This window comes from Arthrobacter sp. B0316-5-4 (assembly GCF_059090325.1).
Map to the genome: position 1 here is coordinate 266,779 of NZ_JBNHFN010000005.1, position 26,115 is coordinate 292,893.

The following is a 26,115-nucleotide window of genomic DNA, read 5'->3' on the forward strand; positions in this document are numbered from 1 at the left end:
CGCCGACCCCTCAACTGCGGCCTAGCTGGTGGCGCTGGGGTTGGCCGGTTTGTTCCACGTAAGCCGCACCTTAAAGTTCGATGCCGTGCTTGCCGAGGCGATGAAAGCTCCCGCCTCGGCATGGAGGTCGATTCCGAACTCGACGCTCACCTCGTCCGGCCGGTTCTCGAGGCTCAGCAACTCATCGATCACCCCTTGGACCGCTGGCCTGACATGTGCCAACGCCCGCTCGAACGTCTGTTGGGCCCTCGCGAACACCCCCGAGGAATCACCGGTGTGGTCCCCGCCCCTGGTGACCAGGCTCCCCGCGGAGCTCGCGACCTCCACAACCACCGTGCCGCCGTCGTCCGTTGTGAACTCAACCAACCGGCTCATGTTCCTGACCCTTTCCGGAGAACCCACGCAGGCGGCGCGCGGCGACCACGAAGCCGATGCCGGCCCCGCACAAAACCAGGAGCTGCACCAAGGCAAAATAGGCGTGCGTCCGGTACCACTCCTCCAGGAAGGTCCCCTTGTCCTGGATCCAAACACACGGGATGGTTGCCGTGGCCAGCAGCAACAGCCAGCCCAGGGTCCGCAGCGGCGGGAAACGCAGGGCAAGGATCCCCGCCCAAATTCCCAGGCCGGCAACGAGGAGACTGGAGTAGACGGCCGTCGCTTCCACCGCGTAGTTGAGGCCAGCCAATCCGAACACTGCGTGGGAAACCACCAAGCCAGCCATGACCACCCGGCCCACGACGGTGCGATCAGGAAGGCCGGCGACCGCGAGCATGAGATATCCAAAAGGTGCGATCAAACCGTAGACCACCCTGAGCGATGCGTCGCCGCCGCTTTCGTACCAGTAGTTGTCGTCGAACCAGAGGAAGTAGACCGCGAAGCCCGCCCCGAGTCCGCCCGCGACTGCCAGTGCGGCACCGCCCCATGCGAGTGGCATCCAGTTGAGGGGCGGCGATACGGCCTTGGTGCGGGGTCTGGAAACAGCAGCGTTCGACGCCGGGACCCGGTTGGGTGGAGGGGCGTGGGGTTGCGCTGGGGCTTGGGATGCAGCTGTGTACGAACCGCGCGCTGCGGCCTCTGGCGCGGCAGGCTTGGGTGTGTCCTTTTGCTTCTTCTTCTCGATCTCAACCCTTGCAGCGGTTGCGAGTCCGTCAGGGTCCGCCGAAGCCGGGTCCGCCGTGGCCAACTCGGCGGACACGTCCAGCACCGTCTCCCAGGCACCCATGGAGGAGTGGTAGCGCAACTCACCCTGCAGGTCAGAAATACGTTGCCGACGCTCGCAGTCCTGCTTCCGGGCGGCTGCTTCGGGGAATTCCGGGTCGCCTTGGACCACGGCGTAACCGTCGGCTGCGGCCAACCAATCCCCGGATTCCTCAGCCTCCAAGGCCGATCGGTAGACCTTGGCCATCTCCAACCGTTGCCGGGCATGGTCGCGAAGCGCGGCAGCGTCCCGGTATCCGGGTTCCAGGGTCAGGAGATCCTCGAACAACTCGACGGCCTGCTCAAAACGCCGTGCGCGAAGTTCCGCCGATGCCTGCACGTAAAGGGCGCGCAGTTGGGCGCGCTTCATCGCCCGCTCAGCGTCGGCGTGTGCCTGGCTGGCTTGTGTTTGGCTGGCTTGCGCTTGGCTGGGTTGCGCTTGGCCGGCCAACGCATCCGGCTGAGCAGTGGAAGCTGCCGCCTGACCGCCTGGGCCGCGTGCCGTCGTCGTGCCCTCCGTGTTGGAAGCTGCGCGTGGTGATCCTGTCAGCGTGAACAGCTGGGTGGAACCGCCGCGGACGTAGAGGGCGGGGGTGACCCATTCCAAGGTGCCGTCGGGGCTGGCCATCACCGAAATCCTGCCTACGCGGGCGGCTTCGTCCACTGTCCGGCCGTTGGCTATGGCGGCGTAGAAGCCGTGGGCGAAGGCGATGGCCGCGTAGTCGCTAATAGCGAATTGCATGGCGGCCACAGCGCCGATCCCGCTCCTGACCAGCGCGGATGCGGTCCCGGAGAACAGGTCGGACTGTCCCATTTCACCCGACGAACAGGAGTTGAGCACCACCAGCCGTGGCCGTGGGGATGCGACACTGAGTAGTGCCATGAGCCTGACTGCCCGGACCATCGCCGCCCTGCCGTCGGGCCCCACCAGCGCGATCCGGCCCTCGTCAGTCCGGGAGTCGTAGTCGCCGTGGCCCACGAAATGCACCACGTGCCATGGGCCGGCCAGCAGCAAGGACTGCACATCGTCCCAGGTACCGCTCTTTGCCCAGACCAGTTCCACGCGGCCCTCCGACGCCGGACCGGCCAACGCCCTGCTGAGGTGGTCCTTTTCCGTGGCGACATCCAGGGCCGGGAGGTCGCGTGGTGAGGCGACAATTCCCAGGATGCGCAGCGGGGGAGCCACGTCCAGGGGATTCTGGTTGTAGTCAGGGGCCGGGATGTGCCGGAGCAGCGGTTCGGTTTGGCACAAGTAGGTTTCCGTTTCAGGGTCGAACAGCGTCTCCCAGGGCATCGCGGCCAACTCGGGCGCAGCCAGCCGCAGCACCACCCGGAGTTGCTGCCCCGCATGCTGGGCCGCTCCCAGGCTGGCACGGTACGTTCCGTACACCTCACGGGTGAACAGGGCCTGGAACAAATCCTGCCCTACTTCACGGACGGCCATCTCGGCTACCGGGGCGGTCCGTCGGGCAGCGACGGCTGAGGCCAGGACGGTGGCCTCAAGCTGGGGAAGCCGGTCCAGTACACGGTCCACATCCAGCCTGAACTCCCCCGAAGCGTGCCCTCCCGCCGGTGCACGGACCACGTGCACCGTGTATTCGCCGCGTGCAGAGCCGGCGTCGATTTCCAGCTCGATGTCACAGTCCATCGCGGGTCCTCTTACGACGGGACACCCCTTGGGAGGCCCTTACGTACAGAGTGGCCCTACGCCGGGCCCGCCACAAGGGGCTCTTGTAGACACTGTTTGCCCGGGCCTACGGTTAATCCCAAGGAAGGCGGTCTGCGATGGAAATTTACATGTGGTGGCTCGATCTGCACCTGGACAGCAAGGAGTGGCTGCGCGAGAACCTGCGTGCCGACGAACTTCCCCTGCAGGTGCTGCAGCACATTGCCGAGGCCGGCGGCCCGCATCCGGATAGGGTGAGCGGAGTGCTCACCGACGCGGATTGGGAGTTCATCCAGACGCAGTCGGAGTTCGTGGACTAGCTTCCTTGGCGCCATCCCAGGGCTGGGCCGAGGGTGCCTGCAATGTCCGTGAGGATCTGGACGTAGTCCTCGTGGTCGAAGCTGAAAGGCAACGCAAACGCGACTTCGTCCACCTCCTGGAACCCGGCGTGCGCATATAGTTGCTCGGCGATCTGCTCACTGGTGCCAATAAGGTCCTTGGCGAAGAGCATGCCCTTGGGTCCTTGCGGCACACTGGTGCGGGGCGTGCGCTCATCGACGTAACGCTGGTATTTCTCCCGCTGCGCGGCCGATGCCGAATCGGTGGGGATCACCACCAGTCCCTGCGAGACCCTCGCAGGCTTGTGCCCTTGCGCCGCGGCGGCTTCACGGTACGTACGGATCTGGTTTTGCTGGACGCGGGCGAAGTCCGGCTCTTCATCGGGGGAGGGAAAGACCACGCTGCTGGAGAGCAGGTTGAAGCCGTTCTCACCAGCCCACAGGGCCGACTTCAGGCTGGCTGCCCCATACCAAAGACGGTCCCGCAGCCCGGGGGAGTGCGGCTCCACCCGGTTCGAGAACTCCTCCACTACGCCCTGCTTGCCGGAGAACTCGCGGACCTTCTCCCCTGCGATCAGCCGGGCCAGCCGTTCCACGCGGGCGTAGCTGAAGTCTTCGACGTCCGCGGAGTCAGGATAGAGCTCGTGCTTCACGGTGTCGTAGTTCATGGGTTCGCCCACGCTCAGCCCGGGATTGATGCGTCCGCCCGCCAGGATGTCCACGGTGGCCAGGTCCTCAGCGAGGCGCAACGGGTTTTCCCATCCCAGCGGAGTGACGGCGGTGCCAAGCTCGATCCTGGAGGTGCGCTGGCTGGCCGCGGCCATCACTGCGACGGGCGAGGAGATGCCGAACTGCAGGTGCCGGTGCCGCAGCCAGGCACTGTCGAAGCCCAACTGCTCGCCCAGCTCGATGATGTCCAGCGTGGACTGGTGACCCGCAGCCGGGTCCGCGGGATCGAAGAGTCCAATGGTCAGGAATCCCAGCTTTTTCAACGGGCGTTCGGGGGCGGGCATGGGGCTCTCCTTAGCTGTCGGTCAGCGGCTATTGCCCACCTTATGCGGTGGACAGTACGACGACGGCGCGAGGTTACCTTGTGTGATGCCGCAGGTTAGGGGCAGTTCACCACTGCTTGGGGGACCGGAATGACCAGGTGGGTGCCAGTGTCGGATGTCAGCGGTGATCGCTGCTCCGGAACCTCCACGCGTGCAGGCTGTTGCGCTGCCCGCAGGCGGTGCAGTGCCACCGCTGAGATGAGGAACCACGCAACGTTGGTGGCTACCGACGGCCAGGCTCCGTGCAGCGTGCCATTGATGATGAAGGCGCATGATCCGAAGAGGTTCGCGGTCTGGAAACTGATGCCCGGCTTCAACCAACCCATGGACACCGACAGGTACGAACCGAGCATCGCGGCAGCGCCAGCCCAACCGGTCATTTCCCACAGCAGTTCCATCGGATTCCTTTCAGGACGAAGCGCCCGGCTGGGGTTGCCGGTGGCGTGATTTTTAGGATTTGGGGCTGCCCTGGCTCATCCTTCGTTGGACTGAACAGCAGCTCTGAGATAGATATTGCTGGAGATTCTTCTTTAGATCAATTGCATTCCGCTGAATCCCGTATTTAGGATTTCTTAACATGGAAATGGACCCGCGCCGGCTGCTTGTCCTCCTTGCCGTAGCACGCACTGGAGGCGTTCTTGCCGCTGCCGATGAACTGAGGATCACGCCGTCGGCAGTGTCCCAGCAACTCAGCAAACTTGAGAGCGAAGCGGGCCAGGCTTTGGTCATGCGAACACCCAAGGGATCTGTCCTGACGCCGGCCGGACTGGCGGTGGCGGAAGCAGGCGAAGAGATCGAGCGGGCACTCAACGTTGCGCGTGCACGGATGCAGGGCGAGGCCCAGGTAGCAGGCATGGTGCGCATCGGCGGCTTCACCAGTTTCATGCGCACCGTGGTGATTCCACGCCTGCCAGAGTGGCGCAGCCTGTACCCCGAGTTGCAGATCCGGATCGTCGAGGACAGCTTTCCAGCACTCATGCGGCTTTTCAGGCAACGACAGCTCGACGCCGTAGTGATCGAACAGGATTCGGCGACGGCGGTGCAGCATCCGCTCGCCGCCGGAATGGTCGAGGAGCCCTTGCTCGATGAGCCATGGAAGTTGGTGGTGCCGGCTGGATCTTTGCTCGCCACGGACAGCATCGACCTGAGTCGGCTGCACCTGCCCTGGCTCGGAGTGGAGCCGTCTGCAGCCAATGACGCAGTGCTGGGTCGCCTTCGCCACACCACCGGTGCGCGTATTGAGACGGTCCATCAGTACCAGGACACGCTCACAGCATTCGCACTGGTCGCCGCCGGAGAAGGCGTCGCGATTGTTCCCACCCTTGCACTGACCGGGGTGGTCCAGGACAACGTGGACATCCTGGACGTGCCGGGCTTGGGCACCCGCCACATTGCCCTCCGCCGTTTCGACCGGCGGAGGCCAACGAGCCTGCCGCTGGATACCGTCGCACGTCTTCTCCGGGAATCGGCAGCGGCCTTCGACACGCGGGCAGGCTCCTGAAAACGGGTCCCGCCGCGTGTTAATGCGGCGGGACCCGGTTATTGCTTTGCTGCTGCGGTTAGTTCAGGGCAGGAGTGTCAGCAGGGATGACACCCGATCCGTACAGATCCGCGGCCAAGCCTTGAAGGGCGCGGAGGGCCACTCGCTGGGTGAAGGGTCCGTAAGAGACCCGTGCCACGCCGAGTTCCTGAAGCTCCGCCGCGGGAAGGGCGCCGGGAGCACCAATGACGGAGAGCTTCCCGTGCCCGAGGCCCTCAACCAGCGGCTCGATGGTTTCGCGGGTCAGTGCGCCCGGCACGAAAACCAAAGCAGCGCCGGCGTCGAGAAACGCCCGGCCACGCGCGATGGCGTCGTCGAGGCTGTCCTTGATGGGGCGGTCGCCGCCGCGGACGATCGCGTCCGTGCGGGCGTTCAGCTGGAAGGCAATGCCCTCCTCCTCGGCGGCCTTGATGATCGCCTGAACCCGGGCAACGGCCTCGTCGAAGGGGCGCAAGCGGTCCTCGACGTTCGCACCCACTACCCCGATTCCAATGGCCCGGCGGATGGTCTCGGCAGGGTCCTGGTAGCCGTCGTCGAGGTCTGCTGTGACCGGCAGGTCAACGGCTTTGACGATCCGCTCCACCCCACTGAGCGCCACATCCAGCGGCATTTTTCCGTCCGCGTAGCCGAACGCAGCAGCAATCGAATGCCCTGCGGTGGCGATGGCCTTGGTCTCCGGAAGGGCCGCAACTGTGGAGGCGCTGATGGCATCCCAGACGTTGACAACCCGCAAAATCTCCGGTGCTTCGTGAAGGTCCTTCAGTTGCTGCGCACGTGTGGTGGTGTTTGCTTCTGTCATGGGTTTCCTCCGTCGTGGTTTGGGAATCTTGCCAACTTCAGCCTAGGCCTAAGGCGTGGCGGTTTCTCCCTGGCCGGCTTTTCCGGAGTTACGATGTGCTTGCTGGGAAACACGAGTCGAGTAAACGGCCGTCGATTTGCATCATGGGTCTCGCATATCCATTCCATGATCAATCTCTTACGACGGCGGCTTACCCGACTTTTTCTTTTGAGGGCGCAGTTGCAGGAGCGATCCAGAACTCGCTCATGCCGCTGCTCGCCCTCAGCGTCAGGAGGTCCTTGATGAACAGCACACCAAACCCCTTTGTCCGTTGCACAGTCATAGCGTCTATAAGCCTGTGTCTTTTGACGACGGGCTGTAATGCCGGCTCCAGTCCGTCCCCTCAAACGTCTTCATCACAAGCAACCAGCCAAGAAGTCCCCACCCCTTCCCCGAGCACGCCAAGCCCAAACGGAAGCCCTGCTGCCGACCCCAGCACCAGTACGTCTCCTGAGCCAAGTACGTGGCCTGACGTGGTTGCCCAAGTGCAGTCGGGCGTGGGGCAGTTGACCGTCACGACGTGCGATGCCGGTTACACGGGTACGGGGTTCCTTGTGGGACCGGACCTGGTGGTCACGGCCGCCCATGTTGTTCGTGACGCATCCGCGATCAGCATCGCCTTCGGCCGGACCTCCGTAGATAGCACGGTTCTCGGCAAGAATGACGTGGCGGACATCGCGGTTGTTAAAACCCGAAGCCCTGTGGAAGGCCATCAGTTTCAACTACGAAGCAGCGAGCCCCCAGTCGGGAGCGATGTGGCCGCACTCGGATTTCCCCTGGGCCATCCGTTCACCTTGACCAGGGGAACGGTGAGCGCACTCGACGTCGAACAACACATCGGTGACCGGACTCTCCCGAACCTTATCCAAACAGACGCCGCCATAAATCACGGGAACAGTGGAGGGCCGCTCATCACCCAGGACGGGAAGGTTTCCGGTGTAGTGGTCACCATTGAACCCGAAGGCAACGGCAGGGCAGAAGGCATCGCTTATGCAGTAACAGCACCCCGTGTTTCCGCGGCTGTGGACGAATGGAAATCCCGGTCCACACCTGTGGCCTTCGACGAATGCGGAAATGCGCCGGCGCCGGGATCAGGGTTCTTTCCGTTCACTGTTTCGGCGAACCACGATCAGGCCCGCAGCGTAGGGCAGAGCCTGATTCTTCACGGGCAAGGCATCAACCAAGGTGCATACGCTGCGGCCTCCAAAATTCTCACCCCCGAACTCCAGGCGACCTTTGGAGACTCGGTTAAGTGGAGCGAAGGGCTGGGTTCGTCCTACTGGACCCAGGCCGAGCTCTACAACGTCACCAATACACAGTCCGCGGATGACCTGAACGCCAATGTAGTCCTTCAGACCATCCAGGACGCGGCCCATGGCAGGAACGGCCAGACATGCTCGAATTGGCGGATCCAGTATGCGATGCACTGGGACGGCTCCCTCTGGCGCATAGCAGGAACCTCATTGCCGTTCGGGGATCCGACGGCCTGCTAGGACGGTGAGTGGCACGCGCTCACGGGTGCGTGCCACTCACCGGAGCCGATGCGCGACGATGCCTAAGGTGTTGCCTTGTCCTCTGCCGATTCAGCGTCCAAGGGGTCCGCTCCCACAACCCGGTTCCTGCCCTGGGCCTTTGCGCTGTACAGGGCGGCGTCTGCCACGTTGATCATGAACGCCAGGTCAGGATCCCCGGTCCCCGTGGACGTGACACCGTAACTGACCGTCGGAAAGGGCAGGCCATCCGTGCCCTCCATCGCAGCCAGGCGGTTGCTGATGTCCGAGGCAATGGCCTCGGCCCGTTGCTGCGAGGCTCCGGGCAGGAAAAGGATGAACTCCTCCCCGCCGTAACGTCCTATGAGGTCCGTTGACCTGACGGCGGCTGAGCTGGCTTTCGCGAAGGCCCGGAGGGCGGCGTCCCCCGCCGAATGTCCATATTCGTCATTGACGGCCTTGAAGTTGTCCAGGTCGGCCAGGATCAACGCAGCGCCGCGGCCTTGCGAAGAGCGCGCAAGTTCCCGGGCAGCCAAATCCAGGAAAGCGCCCCTGTTGAGCAGTCCCGTCAAATGGTCCCGTTCCGCGCGCTCGCGTAGGCGCCGGATGAGTTGCCTGTTGCTGAGGGTATTCATGGTGGATGACACCGCCACCAGAAGCATAAGGTGGATCAGGGCGGCAGGAGCGTAGCCGAAATATGTCCGGAAGAGCCAACTTTCGGCACCGTACAGAATGTAAGTAAGCGTGCGCAGCAGGTAATAGGCGGCCGTCAGCCCAGCCATGATGGACAGAAACTTGGTGATTCTGGACCGGGCCGACCTTGTGAACCACAGTTCAATTGCGGCAAAAGAGATTCCGGCTGTGGTCATTGCCAGGTAAGCCACCCCGCCTGACCACACGCTTGAACCTGGGTCATCCAGGATGGAGGCCAAACCTGCCAGTATCGGTCCCGGCAGCAGCTGCCACAGAGTGGCCTGACGGTCGCGGAGAGTGCGCGCTCCCGCCCAGACACAGAAGGCGCCGGCCACCACCAGGAACTTACCAGCAGGGTTGGCCCACCATTGGAAAGGCGTGCTGTTTAACAGGAAAGCGGCGTTCCCGACGAAGAACAGGAAGAGGGCCGCCCGCCACCAGTCGGCGTAGGGGGTGCGTTTCCGTTGCGACGTAACGCACGAGATGACAATCAGTGCCAAGGTCACCAAACCAAGGATGATTCGGACGGCGAAGGGGTCCAGGACGATCGTTCCCTCTTGCAATGCAAGCGAATTCATAAAAACGGTCCCGCTACCGGCCAGTAACCAAGGAGCTCCCAGTCAGAATTATCATTGGCTGCCATCTCCGTGATTCATTTAATCCCCCAAGGTTGTTACTGCGACCGAATTCGGCCGCAAAGTCAATAGTCAAGCATGTTTTCCCCCAACAGTGAATAGGCCCCGGGGTACCGGTTTGCGGTTTCGGCGCTTGGAGATGCGCCCGAAGAAAACCATTGCCCTCGCCATCCAGCGGATGGTTGCATGGGTTCATGGCTACCCCAGAGAGTTACCTCTTAGCGATCGGGACCAAGAAAGGCCTGTGGCTCGCAACCAGCACAGACCGCAAGGACTGGTCCATCTCCGGCCCACATTTCCTGATGAGCGAGATACCGAGCATCGGAATAGACACCCGGGACGGCAAAACACGGATCATGGTGGGGGTGCGTTCCGAACATTGGGGTCCCACCGTTGTCCACTCCGATGACCTTGGCACCACGTGGACCGAGCCCGAACAAGGTGCCATCAAATTCCCCGAAGATACTGACGCGGCCCTGGAGCGCATTTGGCAGATCCACCCCGACGCCGACTCCCGGCCCGGCGTCGTGTGGGCTGGTTGCGAGCCGATTTCGGTGTGGAAATCGACCGACGGCGGCCAGCACTTCGAACTGAACCGCGGACTGTGGGACCACCCCCACCGCAGTGAGTGGGGTGCAGGCTATGGTGGCGCGGCGGCGCACTCGATCGTGGTGGACCCGAGCGGCGAGAAAGTGCACGTCGCCATGAGCACGGGCGGCGTTTACAGATCGCTCGACGGCGGTACGTCGTGGGAGCCCCGGAACAAGGGGATATCTGCCTACTTCATGCCCGACCCCAACCCTGAGTTCGGCCAGTGCGTCCACAAGATCGCTGCGGACGCCGCCGTCGACGGTCGTCTTTACGCGCAGAACCATCACGGCGTGTACCGCACTGATGATGACGGCGAGAACTGGAATTCAATCGCGGAAGGCCTGCCCGCGGACTTTGGGTTCGTGATGCTGACGCATCCACGGCGCGAGGGTACGGCTTGGGTGATTCCCCTCAAAGCCGACGGCGAACGTATCCCGCCGGACAGCAAGCTCAGCGTGCACAGGACCCACGATGCAGGAAATACGTGGACGGAACTCCACGCCGGACTCCCGGACCACGAATACAACGCGGTCCTCCGTGACGCCGCATCGGTGGACACGGCCGAGCCCGTTGGCGTGTATTTCGGCACCCGCGGCGGCACCGTCTACGCCAGCGCCGACGAGGGCGTGACCTTCATTGAAGTGGCAGCACACTTGCCGGACGTACTGAGCGTGCGTGCCGCCGTCGTGGTTGGAAACCCGGCAGGGGCGGAAGCGCCGCTTGCTGCCGCGGAGGCAACAGTGCTGGCAGAGGCCGCTGTCATTGTGGATGCAGCCGCCGAGACGGCTGTGTCTCCCGAAGACCAACCCGACGCCCCGGTACCCGGTTAGGTCCGCTGTGGCTGACTATACGGTCCTGTTGCCTGGCGTCCTGCAGCCGCTCGTCGGCGGACAGTCCTATCTGACTGCGTCCGCCGACGGGGCTGTGACCGTGGGACAGTTGCTGGACTCAGTCACCGGAGAATATCCGGTGCTGGCCAGGCGCTTGCGTGATGAGACCGGGGCGCTTCGCCGTTTCGTGAATATTTACGTGAACGGGGATGAAGTCCGGCGTCTGAAGGGTCTTGATACGGAGGTTGCGGCTGGCCAGGAGGTCTTGATTATCCAGTCCGTGGCCGGCGGCTGAGCGGGTGTTCGGGGTCGAGCCCTGTTCAGGCGACGCGCCAAACACTGCATTCATCGGTATTGATCGCTTTTCTCATGCCTGAAGCGTGATCCATGATCCAGACGACACCGATTCCCGGCGCTGTTTCCTGGACCCGTCCGCGGCGGATGACCACGTCATCGTAGGCGGGGCCGACCGACAGGCGGGCTTCGATCTCGTCTCCGCGGTGGAGCTGGCTGATCGCGCGTATACGTGTTGTGTGAGTTGGGACTTCCTTCAGCATGGTGTCCTCCTGGCTGGAGCTGGGCGCCTGCACTTGCCGGCTATTCCAGTGTGGCGCGGCAATGTTGCCACCGTATTTCCGCGTGGTTAGGGTCCGGTTAGCATTCCGGGGTGGTTGCGTTTCGCGGTTGTCGGTCCACGTGACCGCTGAGGTCCTGGATATGGGGTGCGGTTGGGGTGAATTGCTCCTTCGGGTTTTGGCGTCGGCCCCGCAGGCACGGGGACACGGAGTGGACGCCTCGTCCAAGTCCATCGAACGCGCGAGGCAACAAGCATTTAAACGTGGACTCCTCGACAGGGCGACGTTCGATTCGATGCCTGGGCTGGAAGTCCGGAATCGCCGCGCAGACGCAGTGATCTGCATCGGTGCGAGCCAGATCTGGGGGCCGCCAGTGGGGGACGCACAGCCACTCGATTACGCAGCAGCGTTACGCGCGCTTCGATCCCTGGTGCTTCCCGGCGGCCGGCTCGTTTACGGCGAGGCGATCTTGGCCGCTGGTTTCGAAGTGGTGGACGACGACCAGGCGAGCATTCAGGAGTGGGACGTCTTCGAGGCCGGGTTCCGCGGCAGGTTTACCCGCTGGTTGGAAGCACACGACGCCGACCATCCCGCCGCGGAGCAGGTCCGCCGGCAATATGAGGAACAGCGCGCTGCCTATGAAGAGGGGTACCGGGGCGTACTGGGGATGGCGCACTTCTGCCTCAGGGGGTAGGGGCTGGTGCGTAAGTGCGGGTTTAGGCGCGTGCCCCGTTGTCAGGCCCGGCCCGCTGTCATGTACCCCGATGGCAATTGCCCTTGGCCCACTGAACGGAAGGGGCGTTGTCCCAGCCAGGCTGGGTGGTTCGATTCGTGCGCTGAGGCTGATGGGGCCGCCGGGCGGGCCGACGCGCAGCGCGTTGCCCAGGAGACCGTCAATGATTTGGTGAAGCCGTTCGGGGTCGGCAGCACCGACGACATTTTCGCTACAGATTGAGGAGGAAGGGCGGCACGCTGCGTGGCTCAATACCCAACCAACCGAATAAGGGGCAGATATTCGCTCGGCTGTAGTCTGGAGACCTTGCGGTCTAGCCGCCTCAACAAGTAGCTGGAGATTGAGGATTCGAAGATGGTTCATCCCATTGCACATATGACAGCAGGCACCGTCCCAAAAGTCCTTCGAATGTCAACTTACCTCTGGCTGGCAAGTGCGATCCTGGCTTGCTTTCAGCCAGTCATCTTGATCATCACGCGTGAGCCAAGCGTGATTGTTGTCCTCGTTGGCGGTCTGTTCCTGCTCCTATTTACGGTCATTCAGGTCAGGGCAGCATTGGGACTCCTTCGAGGTCAACGCTGGGCGAGGGTGGTTCTTTCCATCTTGGCTGTTTTAGCTCTCGGAGGAGTTTTCAATCTCGTCCTGACGCCGCTTACGGTAATGGTCCTGATTTTGACGTTCGCAGGTTCTGTGACGATGTGGATGCCCGCATCCAGCGGATATATCCGACAGTCCGGTCCCTCGGATGACCAAGCCCCGGCTCGCGATTCCTGACTCTAGAACTCGTAGAGCGGTGTCTTCGTTCCCGCTCGGCCCTTATGTCCGGTAAGGGACCAGCCTACGGGAGAGGAGCGATTCTCTGGCAGTACGTTCTCTTATCGCAGCGGGTGGAATGAACACATTTCCCTGGCTAAGCAGACCTACACGGTTTCTGACTCGCTCGACATCTTCAGTGCAGCCGGTCTCTGGAAAGAAGCCGCCGTCGAGCCACGACTATCCGCGGACGCAGGTCGTCGCTACCATCAGAAGCTGGCGTGGATGAACAAGTACCTCGGAATTATCATTTTCAAACTTCGTCCGCTGCCGCGATGAGTTTCCGATAAGGGACCCGCTTATGGGCAGCGTTTGGAGTACGCCACGTTGTAAGGGCGGCTTCGTCGTATTGCGGGATACACTTCCGGATGGAAAGCGCGACGCTTCCGCCGTACACGCGAGAGGGAGCGCAAATGGACAACGAACTGCAGCCGCAGACCGACAAATCGGGTACCGGAGTGCTGCCTAATACCCAAGCACCGGCACCGGGTGTTTTACCGGATGGAGCCACGAGATTCAGGCGTTACTGTCTCGGGTTCATCGACTTGATGTCGGCACTGTTCATGGCAGGGGTCACCGTCAATAGTGCCGTTGCGATCAACGGACAATTCCTCGAGTACCAGGCCGCGGGGACTCGCGTATCTGCCGGATGGATCGCAACCGTTGTCGCTGTGATCGTGGGTCTCAGCATGGTGTCTCTCGGAGGTCTTCTCATTGGAATCTGGAATCTAAGCGGGCTAAAGACGATGAGTCCAGCACCATTGGTTGCTGCCATCGTCTACTCATTGTTTTTCATTGTTATGACAGTGGCATTCCTCAATGAATTTAGCGCCACGCTTATCTTGGCCCTTCTGCACGCCCTGGTGATCGTCATGACGATTAGGATCCTTCGTCACGAAGGCGTCAAATCTCTCAAGGATGTTCGCCGGCGAATCGCTTGAACAGCAAAGTGCCGCACAAATTTTTAGCGCTACCGTCCCGTCCAGGGATCCTTTTTCGGGCACTACGAGCTCACATCATGGGCCGGGACGATTGGTGTCATGCTGGCGAAGCTCAGGCATCTGCAGCTCGCCCAAGATTTGGTCAGCTCACTTAACCCCGGGCAACATCAGAAGCGTCGCGGGGCATCCCGAACACGCTGTTTCTTACGCTCTCGTGTGGTTAGGGACGTTCTGCGAGCTACGGGCCACAAGTTGGTGAGCTAAGGCGACGGGGCCCGGTCGAGGATGCTCTACCGCAGCTTTTGGTAACGGAATGAGAGTTGCGTTCCGCGCCAGCCGCGAATTGCGTTCCCTAGCCTATGGACTGTGTCAGTGCCTCGATTGCCTCCGATATCGCTCTACGAATCGCTTGGTCTTCGATGACCCCATCTGCCCCGATCGACTGCCTTGGGACCGGCACGTCAACACAGGCACCACTGACCAGGGTCGCACCCGTGTACTCCAGGACAGTTGCAAGCGATGCATAGGTGTTTTTTGCCCTGAGTGGGTTTGTCGAAGGGTTGATCCACCCAGTCGGCTTGTCCGAAATCTCGACCCCTCCGACGGTCCACTCGAGCAGATTCTTGAGCGACCCAGGCATCGCCCCTGCATACTCGGGAGTGCTGATTAGGAGTGCAGATGCCCCTCGAATTGCTGCCCGCAGTTCTGCGACGTGTGCCGGAAGGGGGTCGTGGTCCAAGTCTGGGTTGAAATGCGGAAGCTCACCTAGCCCAGCGTATGTGTCAGTTGTGAAAGGTTCTTCTACCAGGTCGGCTACGGTTGCGATGACCGCCGCGTTGACCGAGCCGACCCTCACGCTCCCGCAGATTAACAAGATTGAGGGAATCATGTCCCCAGATTATCGGGCACCACTGCACACGGACGCCCAACGCAGGCACTAAGGGGTGTCGGCCCCCACCCCCTCACCGCACGCACACAAAGCCCCTCGACCGAAGCTACAAAGACTCGCCGACGTTACGCCCGCATGTGCGCAGGGTACTGTCTAGCCGCCTGTAACCTGACTGTGGCTCTTGAGACTCACAGGAACCACAGACTCCGTCCCCGGGAGATTCAATGGGAGTTTTGCGGCGATCGATCGCGTTGTCCACAGGTCTAATGGTTTTGGCCACAGGCCTGTTTTTCGTACAGGCTCCGGCTACGGCCGTGCCGGTTCCAGGGCCGGACAACCCAAATGTTCGGTTCGTGGAGGGGACGCCGCACTCGGACCATATTTTCGAAGGACCCGGCGCCGCGCCGTTGGACACCGCGACGACCAACACCGCGCCGGACAACATGGTGGCGGCCACAGGGCCCAGCGGCGACATCCGCGTGCGGTTGGTAACTGCAAAGCTGGCAGACAACGGCAACCCCGTTTCCATGGCCGGCGCCGAGAAGGCCGTGGTGTCCACCAGTAGTTACTGGAAGGCAATGACGGACAACAAGCTCTCCATGACCGTCAACAGCAGGGTGGAGGGCTTCCAGTCGAAGGCCCGCTCAACGGACAGCTACGGCACCATCATTTCCACGATCACCAGCGAGCTTCAATGGTCGGCCAGTCCGTACACAGCGCTGGTCATCTTCATCCCCACGTCGACGCTGTCCGGCAACGCGTTGGGCGCCGGGTACAGCAGCGGAGCGTACAGCGGCCGCGTGCTCATGCCGCAGCTCAGCGACTTCTCGAACAACGTGATGAGCCACGAGTTCGGTCACGTCATCGGCCTGATGCACGCAGACGCACTGCAGTGCGGCAGTGGCGCATCCGACGTCGGCGTTAACAGCGACGGCCGCTTCACAGACCCGTCCTGCTACATCCGTGAGTACGGCGACACCACCGACCTTATGGGCGCGGCGCAGTACGCCCAACCCGTGGTCAGTTCAACGTTCTGGGATTACGCCAAGCTGGGGCGCGGCGATGAAATCAGGGACGTCGGAGTGGCAACGGGCGCCAAGACCTACACGTTGAAGCCGTGGGGCGGCACCGACGCGCAGCGTGCCATCAAGTTCACCGACCCCATCAGCAAAGAGGTCTATTACCTGGAGCTGAGGGAACCCGCCGGCTACGACAGCTATTTGGGCGACGCCGGCAGGCCGCAGGGCAACATGGGCGTCAAGGTTGTCCAGCGGGGCGGTGCCACCATTGCCTCCTCGCTGATCCTCATGCCGTCAACGGTGCCCTTTACCGAGCCCTACTACGCCAAGAACCACGCATGGCAGGCGGGCAGCACGTTCACGACGTACACCGGGACCCAGGTGACCATCAACGCGGTCAGTAAGACCTCGGCGTCGGTCACTATCTTCGCTGATCCGAAACTTACGGCGAAAGTCCGCTTCTCCGCAGGCGATTTCGACGGCGACAAACTGGCCGATGTCCTTTCCCGGGAAGCCGACGGCTCCTTGATGCTCTATGCCGGATTGCCAGGCAACCGCCTCGATAACCCCCGACAGGTGGGCTCCGGCTGGAACATCTTCAACGCCATCACTGGCATCTCGGACTTTGATGGCGACGGCCGCGGAGACGTCCTGGCGCGCACCAGCGATGGTGATTTGCTGCTGTACCCGGGCAACGGGAAGGGCGGATTCCTCGCCAGCAGGCAGATCGGATCCGGTTGGCAGGGCTTCTCAAATATCATCGGCGTGGGGGACTTCGACGGCGATGCCCGGCCCGACCTCATGGCCACCAAGCCCGATGGCACCTTGTGGCTCTACCCAAGTGACGGCAAGGGCGGATTCCGTCCTTGGTCGCAGATCGGTTCCGGCTGGAACGGGTTCACCAGCATCACCTCTGACGGCTCCTTTGGCGGCGCCGGCGCCGGATTGCTCGCGCGCGCAAGCGACGGCACTCTTTATCTGTATCCCGGAAATGGCTGGGGTGGCTTCGCTCCGCGCGTCGCCGTCGGTAGCGGTTGGAACAGCGTTGGCGACCTGGTGGGCGGGCAGGATTTCACTGCTGACCAGCGTGCGGATGTCCTGACAATGACGTCGTCCGGGAGCATGCGCTTGTATCCGGGAGATGGTTCCGGTTTCGCTGACCGCCTCGCTATCGGTGCTGGATGGGGCCAGTTCGCCCAGGTCTGGGAGGCAGGCGATTTCGACGGCGATGCTGTCGCTGACGTCCTCGCCCGGGGAACCGACGGCACACTGTGGCTTTACCCCGGCAACGGTTCGGGCGGCTTTTTGCCGCGGGTGCAGGTGGGCTCCGGCTGGAACGCCTTCAATTCCGTGGTCAGCGCAGGAGATTTCGACGGCGATGGCCACCCCGACCTTGTAGCCCGCACTGCCGATGGGGTGCTGTGGCTCTACCCGACGGATGGCAAGGGCCAGTTCCTGGCGCGGCAGCAAATCGGCGCGGGCTGGCAAGGCTTCACCCAACTGCTCGCCCCGGGTGACTTTAATGGCGACGGCAAGGCAGATCTTGTGGGACGGGCAGCAGATGGAAACCTCTGGCTCTATCCGGGCAACGGTGTGGGCGGATTCCAGCCATGGCGCCAGATCGGCACGGGCTGGAACATCTTCAACGCCGTGCTCCAGGGCGGCGACTTCAACGGCGATGGCAACGAGGACATCATGGCCAGGGGCACTGATGGTGCGCTCTGGCTCTACCCCGGCAACGGTTCCGGCGGCTTCCTGGCGAGAACAGCGCTGGGATCGGGGTGGAACATGTTCAGTTCCTTTACAGCCCTCGGCAACGCATTCACCGGCACCGGCAATCCGTCCGTTGTGGGTGTTGCCGGTGATGGCTCGCTCTTCCTGTACACCGGGACCGGGCGGGGCGGCTTCCAGTCAGTGGTGCTCGACCCGCGGTAAGTTGTCGCCGAGCTGAGACCCGGGTGCCGAAATCTTGGAACGAACCCATCCCACCTTGGTACAAGGTGAGAGCATTCCGCGTTGCTTCAAGCAGTGCGCACGGATCTGCGAGATCGAAGAACTGTTTTTCGAGCCAGTCGGCAACTTCTATCCGGTGCGTGCCATGCTCTGCACAGGCCCCAGCACTTAGCTCTGCGACCGCGGCGATGACCTAGTTTCGGATAGCTTCAATGTCGTGCTGATTGCGGCTCACTCACAACTCCTATGTAGTTGCTGTGCCCTTAGTCGCAGCGAGGTCGACTAGAGGCGGCCAGTGTTCCAAGGTCCTCGTCTACGCCCTTGAGTACGGACATCTGGAGCATCAGTCCTCCAGCCATCTCATGAGAGGGTGCTCAGTTGGTGTGTGCTGCTGGTCCGTTCGCTTGAAAGTTTCTTGGGGCATTGTGAAACCTTTTGGCTGGCGCCGGACAATACAGGGCATGGGGACCAATGAAACCGACGACGGCCAGCTCTGGCAGAAGAGTCTCAGGGGTGACGGTGATGCCTTCGGAGTACTGTATGACCGACACCGTGACCGCGTCTTCCGGCACGCCTACCGTCTCACCGGTGACAGACACGAGGCCGAAGACATCATGTCCGCCACCTTCCTGGAGCTGTGGCGGCGGCGGTCCAAGGTGCGGATGGTCAACGGGTCAGTACTCCCTTGGCTATTGGTGACTACAACCAACGTGGCCCGCAACGCGAAAAGAGCCGTCTTCCGTTACCGGAAGTTCCTCGACACCCTGCCACGCTCTCCAGAGGTTGCTACCTCGGCGGATGAGCCCTTCCTCCAAACCGAAATGGACCAGGACGCGGCGAGAGCGTTAGGCACGCTGAACGAGCTGGACCTGCATTTGGTCAGCCTGGTCATCTTCGAGGAATACACCATCGCTGCCGCTGCGACCATCCTCCATCTGACGCCGGAGGCGGCGAAATCTCGTATGCACCGTGCCCGGCAGCGTATGAAAGCAGCATTGAAGAATCCAACCCGGCCAGTACCCGCATTGGAAGGAGACCGGTCATGAACCAGCTAAAACCGGATGAGGCCTTGAGCCGGGCGCTCCGCGCCGAGCTGGTATCACGGGTCCAGAACGCCACACCGGCCCGCAGACGGAAACGCCTGCGCCTGTGGCTGGGCGCCGGCACCGTAGCGGGCCTCGGGCTTGCAGGCGGCGTGGGCGCAGCAGCTGCAGGATATTTCGTGATGCCCGGCGGCCAGGAGGTGACGTCCCTGTCCAAGCCCATCACCGGGACCTACGAGGGAACCGCCACCATCGACCTGGGAGAACCTCCATCCGGGACAACCGGTGTGGAGATGGAACTTACCTGCCTGACACCTGGCTATCTCAAGATCGGAGAGAGGGGCGCCGGTATGGGATGCACCAGCGAGGACCTACTCACCGGCCCCTCCACCGCACGCGGCATCACCCCCTTGGTAGCTGGCGAAACCAGCATCACCATCAGCACCGGATCAATCACACGCTGGAAAATCACTGTCGAGTACGTGAACCAGGAAACAACACCGTGGGCTATCAACAAGGACGGTAAAACCTACGGCATGGAAAACGAGAACGGAGCGCCGGACCTCGTGGCAGTAATGGCCACCAACAACACCCGCGGCTATGTGTACAACACTGATTTGGAAGAGGCGAACGGGACAGCCGCGGCGAAAACCTTCAAAAGCCCGGCCGAAGCCCTGGCCTGGCAGGAAGCACGCGGGAACGCCGCCGTATCGATCCCCGTCTACGACGTCGACGGCAAAACCGTGGTGGGCGAATTCATCATTGGCGGGGGCGACCCGCAAATCGTGGAAAGAGCAAGCGAAGCTCCTCCCTCAGGCACCCAATGAGCCCGTGAACCGTGATGCGATGGCGGCCTTCATGTCCAGATTCAATGCACAGGATAGCTAGCCGCGCCTCCTGCGTGGGTTGGCGCGGCCCGTCCCCGGTGCCTCCGCCGGTACCGTATCAGGCGCAGCGAAAAGCCCGGAGTGTCAGGTGACATTCCGGGCTTTCCGTGCTCCAGTTCCGACTGCGTGGGCAGGAGCGTCGGTGTTACGCGGGCTGGGCTTGCTTGTGCAGGCCGAGCTGCGACGTGGGGGTCTTGGCCGATTCGCGTGCCGTCATTGCGGAGACTGCTGCGATGGCACAAATCACTGCGGTGAAGATGGAGATCTGGACCCATCCACCGGGCTTGGTCCCGCCGAGTGCAGTCACGATTGCCGGAGCGAACCCTGCCATGAGGAAGCCGAGCTGGGTGCCGATCGCCAGGCCGGAGAAGCGGACCTTCGTGCTGAACATTTCACCGTAGAAGGAGGGCCATACGGCGTTCGCTGCTGCGTATCCGAAGGCGAAGAAGACCACGGAGACCAGGAACATGAGAGGAACGTTGCCGCCTTCGAGGGTCAGCAGGAACACCGGGGTCATAATGGCGCTGGCGATGGCTCCGTAGATGAAGACGGGTTTCCGGCCGATCTTGTCCGCGAGCATGCCGAACAGTGGCTGGGTTCCTAGGGCTACGACGTTGGCCGCAACAACCAACCACAGGGTGATGGTGCTGTTGACGTGGGCCACGTCCTGGGCGTACTTGATGGCGAGGGTGCCGAACACGGTGCTGACGGCGGCGATGAAGGCGCAGCAAACCACCCGGAGCACGTCGCGCCAGTGCAGGCGAAGAAGGTCAGCGACGGGAAGCTTGGAAATCTGGTTGTTCTTCTTGGCCTCGGCGAACGCCGGTGGCTCGTGCAGGGTGCGTCGGATGAAGAAGGCCACAATGACCACCACGGCGCTGAGCCAGAAGGGGATGCGCCAGCCGATGCCGTATTTGATCTCGTCTGGCAATGCCACGACGGGGATGAAGACCAAAGCTGCCAGGATCTGGCCACCCTGCGTACCGGTCAGGGTCCACGAGGTGAAGAAGGACCGGCGGTTATCCGGGGCGTGCTCGAGGGTCATCGATGATGCGCCGGCCTGCTCGCCGGCCGCGGAAAGGCCTTGGCAGAGTCGGGCGAGGACCAGAAGCACGGGGGCCCACCAGCCAATGGTCTTGAAGTCCGGAAGGCAGCCGATGACGAACGTTGCCGCACCCATGAGAACCAACGTGAACATGAGGACTTTTTGCCGGCCGATCCTGTCGCCGAAGTGGCCCAGGATGATGGCGCCGATGGGTCGGGCGACGTAGGCGAAACCAAAGGTCGCGAAGGACATGATGGATGCGTTGGCATCGGCGTCCGGAAAGAAGACGTGCGGGAAAATCAGTGCCGCTGCCGAGCCGAAGATGAAGAAGTCGTAGTATTCGACGGCGCTGCCCAGGAAGCTGGCGAGGGCTGCTTTGCGGGGAGTTCCGGTGATGGTTTCAGTGCCTGGCGTCGCTGACGGCATTGTTTGGCTCATTGGGTGTTCCTTCTGTGACGACGATGTCGCGGATCTAGCGTCTGTGGGAGACCAGAGCGAGGTGCGGCCGGATCATCCCTCAAAGTAACCACATGGTGAGAGCTACTTGTGCAATACAGCAATAGTGGCTGTGAGTGCGGTCACTTGTCAAGAGATGCCACCACCATCTAGAAATAGCTCTCACCATGTGAGAGCATCGAAACATGAGTGTGAAAGATGACACAAAGACCGACATGGTCGGCAAGGCCCTGAGCCTGCTGGTACTGCTTGGTGACGAACCCCGTGGGGCCAGTGCCGCGGACCTGGCGAGGAGTGCGGGCCTCCCGTTCAGCACCACCTACCGCCTGCTGGGGTCCCTGACCCGCGACGGTTTCGTCGACTACGAGCCCGACGGACGGCGGTACCACTTGGGCCTGCGGGTCTTCCAGCTGGGTCAGCGGGTTTCAAACCACCACGGCTTTGCGGCTACCGCATTGCCTGTCCTCCAGCGTGTCACCGAGCGCACCCACGAGGCCACCATCCTCTCTGTCCGGGATGGGAACCATCACCTGACCGTGAACAAGGTGGACGGACCCAGGACGTTCCGGGTCACCAGCGACCCCGGCCACCTGGGTGCGCTGCACACAACCTCGGTGGGCAAGGCCATTGTGGCTTTCGAGGAGGAAATCGAACGCAAGCGACTCCTGGAGGAACTTCCGTTGGATGCGCTCACGGAGCACTCCATCACTGATCGTGACGCATTCCGTGAGGAGATTGAGCAGGTGCGCCGCCAGGGCTACGCGGTGATGGACGAGGAAAACGAGATTGGCATGCGGGCCGTCGCCGTGCCGGTCCTCAATTCCCAGGGCCACGCCTTCGCATCCCTGGCCACGGCCGTGCCGGTCTTCCGCCTCACCATGGAGGAACTCATTGCGCACGTCCCCACCCTGCAGGAGGCCGCGGCCGAACTCGCGGCCCGCCTGCCCCGACGCTAGCCCCCGGCCGGTAGCCCCCGTTGCGAGGCCCGCTAAGCAGGGTATTACCCTGCGAAATCCTGCAGAGCGGGCCTCGCATAGCGAACCCCGCAGAGTATTTGTTCGCGATAAGAACATGCGTGCGGAATATGAACATCTGTAGTAACGTAAATAACACCCGGCATGCGGCGCGTAGAAAACGCCACCTGTCCGCGGTGCTGAAGTTAGAAGGAGCTTGAGGATGAGCAACCGAGCCGAATCCGTTCTGGTGGGCCTGATTGGCGAAGGCGTCATGCCCTCGCTCACTCCGCCCATGCACGAACGCGAAGCCGATGTGCAGGGCCTTCGCTTGCTGTACCGTCCCATCGACCTGCTTGAACTCGCATTGCCGGCCGCCGCCGTCGGGGATCTCCTGACCGCGGCCCAGCGCATGGGCTTCAACGGCTTGAACATCACGCACCCGTGCAAACAGCTGGTGATGCAGCACCTCGACGAAATTTCCGACGACGCCGCTCGCCTGGGTGCCGTCAATACGGTCCTGATTCAGGACGGCCGGTTCATCGGACACAACACAGACTTCTCCGGGTTCGGCTCGGCGCTCGCCGACGGCCTCCCGGATGCCAAACTCAACCGCGTCGTCCAGTTGGGCGCTGGCGGTGCCGGGTCCGCCGTCGCCTACGCGCTGCTCAAGGCCGGAGTCAAGGAACTGGACCTCGTGGACATGGACGCGGACCGGGCGGCCGAACGTGCTGCGGAACTCGGTGAACTGTTCCCCGAGGCGTCGGTTACGCCGCACACGCCGCATGAACTCCCACAGCTCATGCCCCGCGCTGACGGCCTGGTCCACTGCACCCCCATCGGCATGGCCGCGCACCCGGGCTTGCCTTTGGACATCGAACTCCTTGAGCCGCGGCACTGGTTGGCGGACATTGTCTATCGCCCGATCGAAACGCAGTTGGTCCGTGAAGCCCGCGCCAAGGGTTGTGCCGTCCTCGACGGCGGTCGCATGGCGGTCGGTCAGGCCGCGGACGCTTTCCAACTCATCACCGGTCGTGAAGCGGACCGTGAGCGGATGCGGGCCCACTTCCTGGAGCTGATCGCCCTGGAGGACACAGCCGCCACTCTGAACGAGGGCACCCTCGCAAAGGCGGCCCGCTGATGCGCACTGGAATCGCCACCGTCTGCCTGTCCGGCACGCTGAAGGAGAAGATGCAGGCCTGCGCCATTGCGGGCTTCGACGGCATCGAGATCTTCGAGCAGGACCTGGTCACGTCACCCCTCAGCCCGGAGGAAGTGCGGAAAATGGCCGCAGACCTCGGCTTGGGCCTTGACCTGTACCAGCCGTTCCGGGACTTCGACGGCGTCACTCCGGACCTGCTGAAGGCCAACCTCAAGCGCGCCGAGGCAAAGTTCAACCTGATGGAACGCCTGGGCATGGACACCATCCTGGTGTGCTCCAACGTGGCAACGGCAACCATTGACGACGACCACTTGCGGGCTGAACAACTGGCTGAGCTCGCAGCACTGGCCGGGGACCACGGCGTGAAGGTTGCCTACGAAGCCTTGGCCTGGGGAAAGTACGTCAACGACTACGAGCACGCATACCGCCTGGTCGAAATGGTGGACCACCCCAACCTCGGCACCTGCCTGGACTCGTTCCACATCCTCTCCCGCGACTGGGACACCGCCCCGATCGAGGACATCAACGCGGAGAAGATCTTCTTCGTCCAGGTTGCCGATGCCCCCAAGCTCTCCATGGACGTCCTCTCCTGGAGCCGCCACTACCGCGTGTTCCCGGGCGAAGGGCAGTTCGAGCTCGCCAAGTTCATGGGTCACGTGGTCCGCGCAGGCTACACGGGCCCGGTTTCCCTTGAAGTGTTCAACGACGTCTTCCGCCAGTCCGACGTTGAGCGGACCGCAGTGGATGCCATGCGCTCCCTGATCTGGCTTGAGGAACAGAGCGCCAAGTGGCTGGCCAGTAGCCCGGCGGACGCCGCAGCAGGAACCCAAGCCAAGTCCCGCCGTCGTTATCCTATGGAACTTGCCACGCTGCCCAAGGTGAACGAACCCGCAGGATTCAACTTCGCCGAGGTCAAAGCTGACGACACCGCGCAGCTCGAGAAGCTCCTGGGCCAGCTCGGCTTCGAATTCGAGGGCCGCCACCGCACCAAGGACGTCCAGCTCTGGACCATGGGCCAGGCCCGCGTGATCATCAACGAGCAAGCAGCTCAACACGCGGAACCGGCTATCGCCGCTTTGGGGTTCGACGTCGACTCTCCAGTGATTGCCTCCGCTCGCGCCCAGCAACTCAAGGCGCCTGTGGTGGCCCGCAAGGTCCAGGCTGATGAAGAGGTGTTCCAGGGCATCTCGGCGCCGGACTCCACCGAGATCTTCCTTTGCCAGGGCAGCCCGGACGGAACCGCGGCCTGGACGCACGAGTTTGGGGAGGGGCTGGAGCACGCCGGCGCCGGTCAAACAGCGGTCATCGACCACGTGAACCTGGCCCAGCCGTGGCAGCACTTCGACGAAGCCGTCCTCTTCTACACCAGCGCACTGGCCCTGGAACCGCAGCCGTTTGCCGAAGTGCCGAGCCCCAGCGGCCTGGTCCGCTCCCAGGTCATGCAGACCAGCAACGGCGCGGTGAGGCTGGTGCTGAACCTGGCACCGGCACAGCAGGCCGAAAAAGCACGCAAAACGTACCAGGAACACATCGCCTTCGCCGTGGACGACCTCGTGGCAACAGCCCGGTCCGCACGCGATCGAGGGCTGGAGTTCCTGCAGATTCCGGCCAATTACTACGAGGACCTGGATGCCCGGTTCGATCTTGAACCCGGGTTCCTGGCCACCCTTAAGGAACTGAACCTCCTGTACGACCGGGACGCCAACGGCGAATTCCTCCACTTTTACACGGCCACCGTGGGCAGTGTGTTCTTCGAAATGGTGGAGCGGCGCGGCAACTATGACGGCTACGGTGCGCCCAACGCTCCGGTGCGCCACGCCGTCCAATACGACTCGCTCCACCGGGTGTAAAGCCCTCCGACCAGTACCACCAAGAATCCATCCAAACCGAAAGGAGCCGGCTGTGCCGCAAGACCACACCGCACAAGCTCTCGAAACCGAGGAACTCGTGCCGCCAGCTGAGCCACACGCCGCGCACGACACCAAGAAGGTGGAAACCCAGGCAGATCTCAGTGCTGAGATCCAGGCCATCGGCAACCGCTACGCCCAGGCCGTCAAGGACGGCAAGGGACCCGAAACCATGCCGCGGCTGGACTACGCGCCGTACCGGAGCAGCATCCTGCGCCACCCCACGAAGAGCCTGCACCATGCGGACCCGGAGACCATCGAGCTCTACTCGCCCGCGTTCGGTCACCAGGACGTGCACGCACTGGAATCGGACCTGACCATCCAGCACAACGGCGAACCGCAGGGTGAGCGCATCATCGTTGCCGGCCGCGTCCTCGACGGCGACGGACGCCCGGTTGCCGGGCAACTCGTGGAGATCTGGCAGGCAAACGCCTCAGGCCGCTACATCCACAAGCGCGACCAGCACCCCGCCCCGCTGGATCCGAACTTCACCGGCGTCGGGCGTTGCATCACCGGCGACGACGGCTCCTACAGCTTCACCACCATCAAACCCGGCGCGTACCCGTGGAAGAACCACCTGAACGCCTGGCGTCCGGCCCACATCCACTTCTCCATGTTCGGCTCCGAGTTCACGCAGCGCATCGTCACCCAGATGTACTTCCCGGGTGACCAGCTCTTCCCGTTGGACCCCATCTACCAGTCGATCGTGGACCAGGACGCCCGCGACCGCCTGGTGGCCCAGTACGACCACGAGCTGACCAGCCCCGAGTGGGCCCTCGGTTACAAGTGGGACATCATCCTGACCGGGTCCAAGCGGACCTGGACGGAAAACGAAGCATACGGCGACGCCGGGGACGAGGAGTAAGCGC

Annotated in this window: 24 protein-coding genes; 15 read left to right on the forward strand and 9 right to left on the reverse strand. The window is 62.7% G+C overall.

Annotation, left to right across the window (positions count from 1 at the left end; translation table 11 throughout):
- Window positions 1-21: 21 nt before the first annotated feature.
- Both AC5RU9_RS16805 and AC5RU9_RS16810 read right to left on the reverse strand, forming a co-directional pair.
- The gene (locus AC5RU9_RS16805) at window positions 22-375 is read right to left on the reverse strand and encodes a CU044_2847 family protein (protein WP_494017319.1); all 354 of its coding nucleotides are present in this window, start codon (window positions 373-375) and stop codon (window positions 22-24) included.
- The gene (locus AC5RU9_RS16810; RefSeq protein ID WP_494017320.1) at window positions 359-2,845 is read right to left on the reverse strand and encodes a CHAT domain-containing protein; all 2,487 of its coding nucleotides are present in this window, start codon (window positions 2,843-2,845) and stop codon (window positions 359-361) included. Before AC5RU9_RS16810 ends, AC5RU9_RS16805 begins: the two co-directional genes overlap by 17 nt.
- Window positions 2,846-2,982: 137 nt before the next feature.
- Between AC5RU9_RS16810 and AC5RU9_RS16815 the strand changes: the two genes are divergently transcribed.
- Window positions 2,983-3,183, forward strand: a complete 201-nt coding sequence (locus AC5RU9_RS16815; protein ID WP_211710091.1) for a hypothetical protein — start codon at window positions 2,983-2,985, stop codon at window positions 3,181-3,183.
- On the opposite strand, the gene AC5RU9_RS16820 is transcribed toward AC5RU9_RS16815, so the two are convergent.
- Both AC5RU9_RS16820 and AC5RU9_RS16825 read right to left on the reverse strand, forming a co-directional pair.
- Window positions 3,180-4,214, reverse strand: a complete 1,035-nt coding sequence (locus tag AC5RU9_RS16820) for an LLM class flavin-dependent oxidoreductase (RefSeq protein WP_494017321.1) — start codon at window positions 4,212-4,214, stop codon at window positions 3,180-3,182. The two genes, AC5RU9_RS16815 and AC5RU9_RS16820, sit on opposite strands and share 4 nt — an antisense overlap.
- A gap of 95 nt (window positions 4,215-4,309) precedes the next feature.
- Window positions 4,310-4,651, reverse strand: coding sequence for a CBU_0592 family membrane protein (locus AC5RU9_RS16825; protein WP_494017322.1), 342 nt, complete (start codon window positions 4,649-4,651; stop codon window positions 4,310-4,312).
- Between the two features lie 179 nt (window positions 4,652-4,830).
- Between AC5RU9_RS16825 and AC5RU9_RS16830 the strand changes: the two genes are divergently transcribed.
- Window positions 4,831-5,754 carry a LysR family transcriptional regulator gene (locus AC5RU9_RS16830; RefSeq protein ID WP_211710088.1) on the forward strand — a complete coding sequence of 308 codons (924 nt, stop codon included), beginning with the start codon at window positions 4,831-4,833 and terminating at the stop codon, window positions 5,752-5,754.
- A gap of 58 nt (window positions 5,755-5,812) precedes the next feature.
- Here the strand turns inward: AC5RU9_RS16830 and AC5RU9_RS16835 are convergent, their stop codons facing one another.
- On the reverse strand, window positions 5,813-6,592 hold the full coding sequence (locus AC5RU9_RS16835; RefSeq protein WP_494017323.1) for an isocitrate lyase/PEP mutase family protein: 780 nt from the start codon (window positions 6,590-6,592) through the stop codon (window positions 5,813-5,815).
- 512 nt (window positions 6,593-7,104) lie between these two features.
- On the opposite strand from AC5RU9_RS16835, the gene AC5RU9_RS16840 reads away from it, so the two are divergent.
- Window positions 7,105-8,124 carry a S1C family serine protease gene (locus AC5RU9_RS16840; RefSeq protein ID WP_494017324.1) on the forward strand — a complete coding sequence of 340 codons (1,020 nt, stop codon included), beginning with the start codon at window positions 7,105-7,107 and terminating at the stop codon, window positions 8,122-8,124.
- Between the two features lie 62 nt (window positions 8,125-8,186).
- On the opposite strand, the gene AC5RU9_RS16845 is transcribed toward AC5RU9_RS16840, so the two are convergent.
- Complete coding sequence (locus AC5RU9_RS16845) at window positions 8,187-9,392, reverse strand: GGDEF domain-containing protein (RefSeq protein WP_494017325.1); 1,206 nt, start codon at window positions 9,390-9,392, stop codon at window positions 8,187-8,189.
- Between the two features lie 251 nt (window positions 9,393-9,643).
- Between AC5RU9_RS16845 and AC5RU9_RS16850 the strand changes: the two genes are divergently transcribed.
- Both AC5RU9_RS16850 and AC5RU9_RS16855 read left to right on the forward strand, forming a co-directional pair.
- Window positions 9,644-10,870, forward strand: coding sequence for a WD40/YVTN/BNR-like repeat-containing protein (locus AC5RU9_RS16850; RefSeq protein ID WP_494017326.1), 1,227 nt, complete (start codon window positions 9,644-9,646; stop codon window positions 10,868-10,870).
- Window positions 10,871-10,877: 7 nt separating this feature from the next.
- A complete protein-coding gene (locus AC5RU9_RS16855; protein ID WP_494017327.1) occupies window positions 10,878-11,165 on the forward strand; it encodes a MoaD/ThiS family protein in 288 nt (95 codons plus the stop codon).
- 25 nt (window positions 11,166-11,190) lie between these two features.
- On the opposite strand, the gene AC5RU9_RS16860 is transcribed toward AC5RU9_RS16855, so the two are convergent.
- Window positions 11,191-11,427 (reverse strand): hypothetical protein, encoded by a 237-nt coding sequence (locus AC5RU9_RS16860; RefSeq protein ID WP_235518305.1) that lies wholly within the window; start codon window positions 11,425-11,427, stop codon window positions 11,191-11,193.
- Between the two features lie 61 nt (window positions 11,428-11,488).
- On the opposite strand from AC5RU9_RS16860, the gene AC5RU9_RS16865 reads away from it, so the two are divergent.
- The 3 genes from AC5RU9_RS16865 to AC5RU9_RS16875 all read left to right on the forward strand — a co-directional run bounded on the left by AC5RU9_RS16865 (window position 11,489) and on the right by AC5RU9_RS16875 (window position 13,932).
- Entirely contained in the window at window positions 11,489-12,139 is a 651-nt protein-coding gene (locus AC5RU9_RS16865; RefSeq protein ID WP_494017328.1) for an SAM-dependent methyltransferase, read from the forward strand.
- A 447-nt stretch (window positions 12,140-12,586) separates the two neighbouring features.
- A complete protein-coding gene (locus AC5RU9_RS16870) occupies window positions 12,587-12,952 on the forward strand; it encodes a hypothetical protein (protein ID WP_494017329.1) in 366 nt (121 codons plus the stop codon).
- Between the two features lie 452 nt (window positions 12,953-13,404).
- The gene (locus AC5RU9_RS16875; protein ID WP_494017330.1) at window positions 13,405-13,932 is read left to right on the forward strand and encodes a hypothetical protein; all 528 of its coding nucleotides are present in this window, start codon (window positions 13,405-13,407) and stop codon (window positions 13,930-13,932) included.
- A 352-nt stretch (window positions 13,933-14,284) separates the two neighbouring features.
- On the opposite strand, the gene AC5RU9_RS16880 is transcribed toward AC5RU9_RS16875, so the two are convergent.
- Window positions 14,285-14,821: an NADPH-dependent FMN reductase gene (locus AC5RU9_RS16880; protein WP_494017331.1), complete on the reverse strand. Its 537-nt coding sequence runs from the start codon at window positions 14,819-14,821 to the stop codon at window positions 14,285-14,287.
- 266 nt (window positions 14,822-15,087) lie between these two features.
- Here AC5RU9_RS16880 and AC5RU9_RS16885 point away from each other — a divergent pair, with 266 nt between their 5' ends.
- The 3 genes from AC5RU9_RS16885 to AC5RU9_RS16895 all read left to right on the forward strand — a co-directional run bounded on the left by AC5RU9_RS16885 (window position 15,088) and on the right by AC5RU9_RS16895 (window position 19,663).
- Window positions 15,088-17,775, forward strand: a complete 2,688-nt coding sequence (locus tag AC5RU9_RS16885) for an FG-GAP-like repeat-containing protein (protein WP_494017332.1) — start codon at window positions 15,088-15,090, stop codon at window positions 17,773-17,775.
- A 479-nt stretch (window positions 17,776-18,254) separates the two neighbouring features.
- Window positions 18,255-18,839, forward strand: coding sequence for an RNA polymerase sigma factor (locus AC5RU9_RS16890; protein ID WP_494017333.1), 585 nt, complete (start codon window positions 18,255-18,257; stop codon window positions 18,837-18,839).
- Window positions 18,836-19,663, forward strand: coding sequence for a peptidase M56 family protein (locus tag AC5RU9_RS16895; RefSeq protein WP_494017334.1), 828 nt, complete (start codon window positions 18,836-18,838; stop codon window positions 19,661-19,663). Before AC5RU9_RS16890 ends, AC5RU9_RS16895 begins: the two co-directional genes overlap by 4 nt.
- A gap of 205 nt (window positions 19,664-19,868) precedes the next feature.
- Here the strand turns inward: AC5RU9_RS16895 and AC5RU9_RS16900 are convergent, their stop codons facing one another.
- Window positions 19,869-21,206, reverse strand: a complete 1,338-nt coding sequence (locus tag AC5RU9_RS16900; protein WP_494017335.1) for an MFS transporter — start codon at window positions 21,204-21,206, stop codon at window positions 19,869-19,871.
- Window positions 21,207-21,409: 203 nt separating this feature from the next.
- On the opposite strand from AC5RU9_RS16900, the gene AC5RU9_RS16905 reads away from it, so the two are divergent.
- From AC5RU9_RS16905 to pcaH, 4 genes are all read left to right on the forward strand, one after another.
- Window positions 21,410-22,180, forward strand: coding sequence for an IclR family transcriptional regulator (locus tag AC5RU9_RS16905; protein WP_494017336.1), 771 nt, complete (start codon window positions 21,410-21,412; stop codon window positions 22,178-22,180).
- Between the two features lie 220 nt (window positions 22,181-22,400).
- Window positions 22,401-23,318: a shikimate dehydrogenase gene (locus AC5RU9_RS16910; RefSeq protein WP_494017337.1), complete on the forward strand. Its 918-nt coding sequence runs from the start codon at window positions 22,401-22,403 to the stop codon at window positions 23,316-23,318.
- Window positions 23,318-25,189, forward strand: coding sequence for a bifunctional sugar phosphate isomerase/epimerase/4-hydroxyphenylpyruvate dioxygenase family protein (locus AC5RU9_RS16915; protein WP_494017338.1), 1,872 nt, complete (start codon window positions 23,318-23,320; stop codon window positions 25,187-25,189). Before AC5RU9_RS16910 ends, AC5RU9_RS16915 begins: the two co-directional genes overlap by 1 nt.
- A gap of 52 nt (window positions 25,190-25,241) precedes the next feature.
- On the forward strand, window positions 25,242-26,111 hold the full coding sequence (gene pcaH, locus AC5RU9_RS16920) for a protocatechuate 3,4-dioxygenase subunit beta (protein WP_211711068.1): 870 nt from the start codon (window positions 25,242-25,244) through the stop codon (window positions 26,109-26,111).
- Window positions 26,112-26,115: the final 4 nt, after the last annotated feature.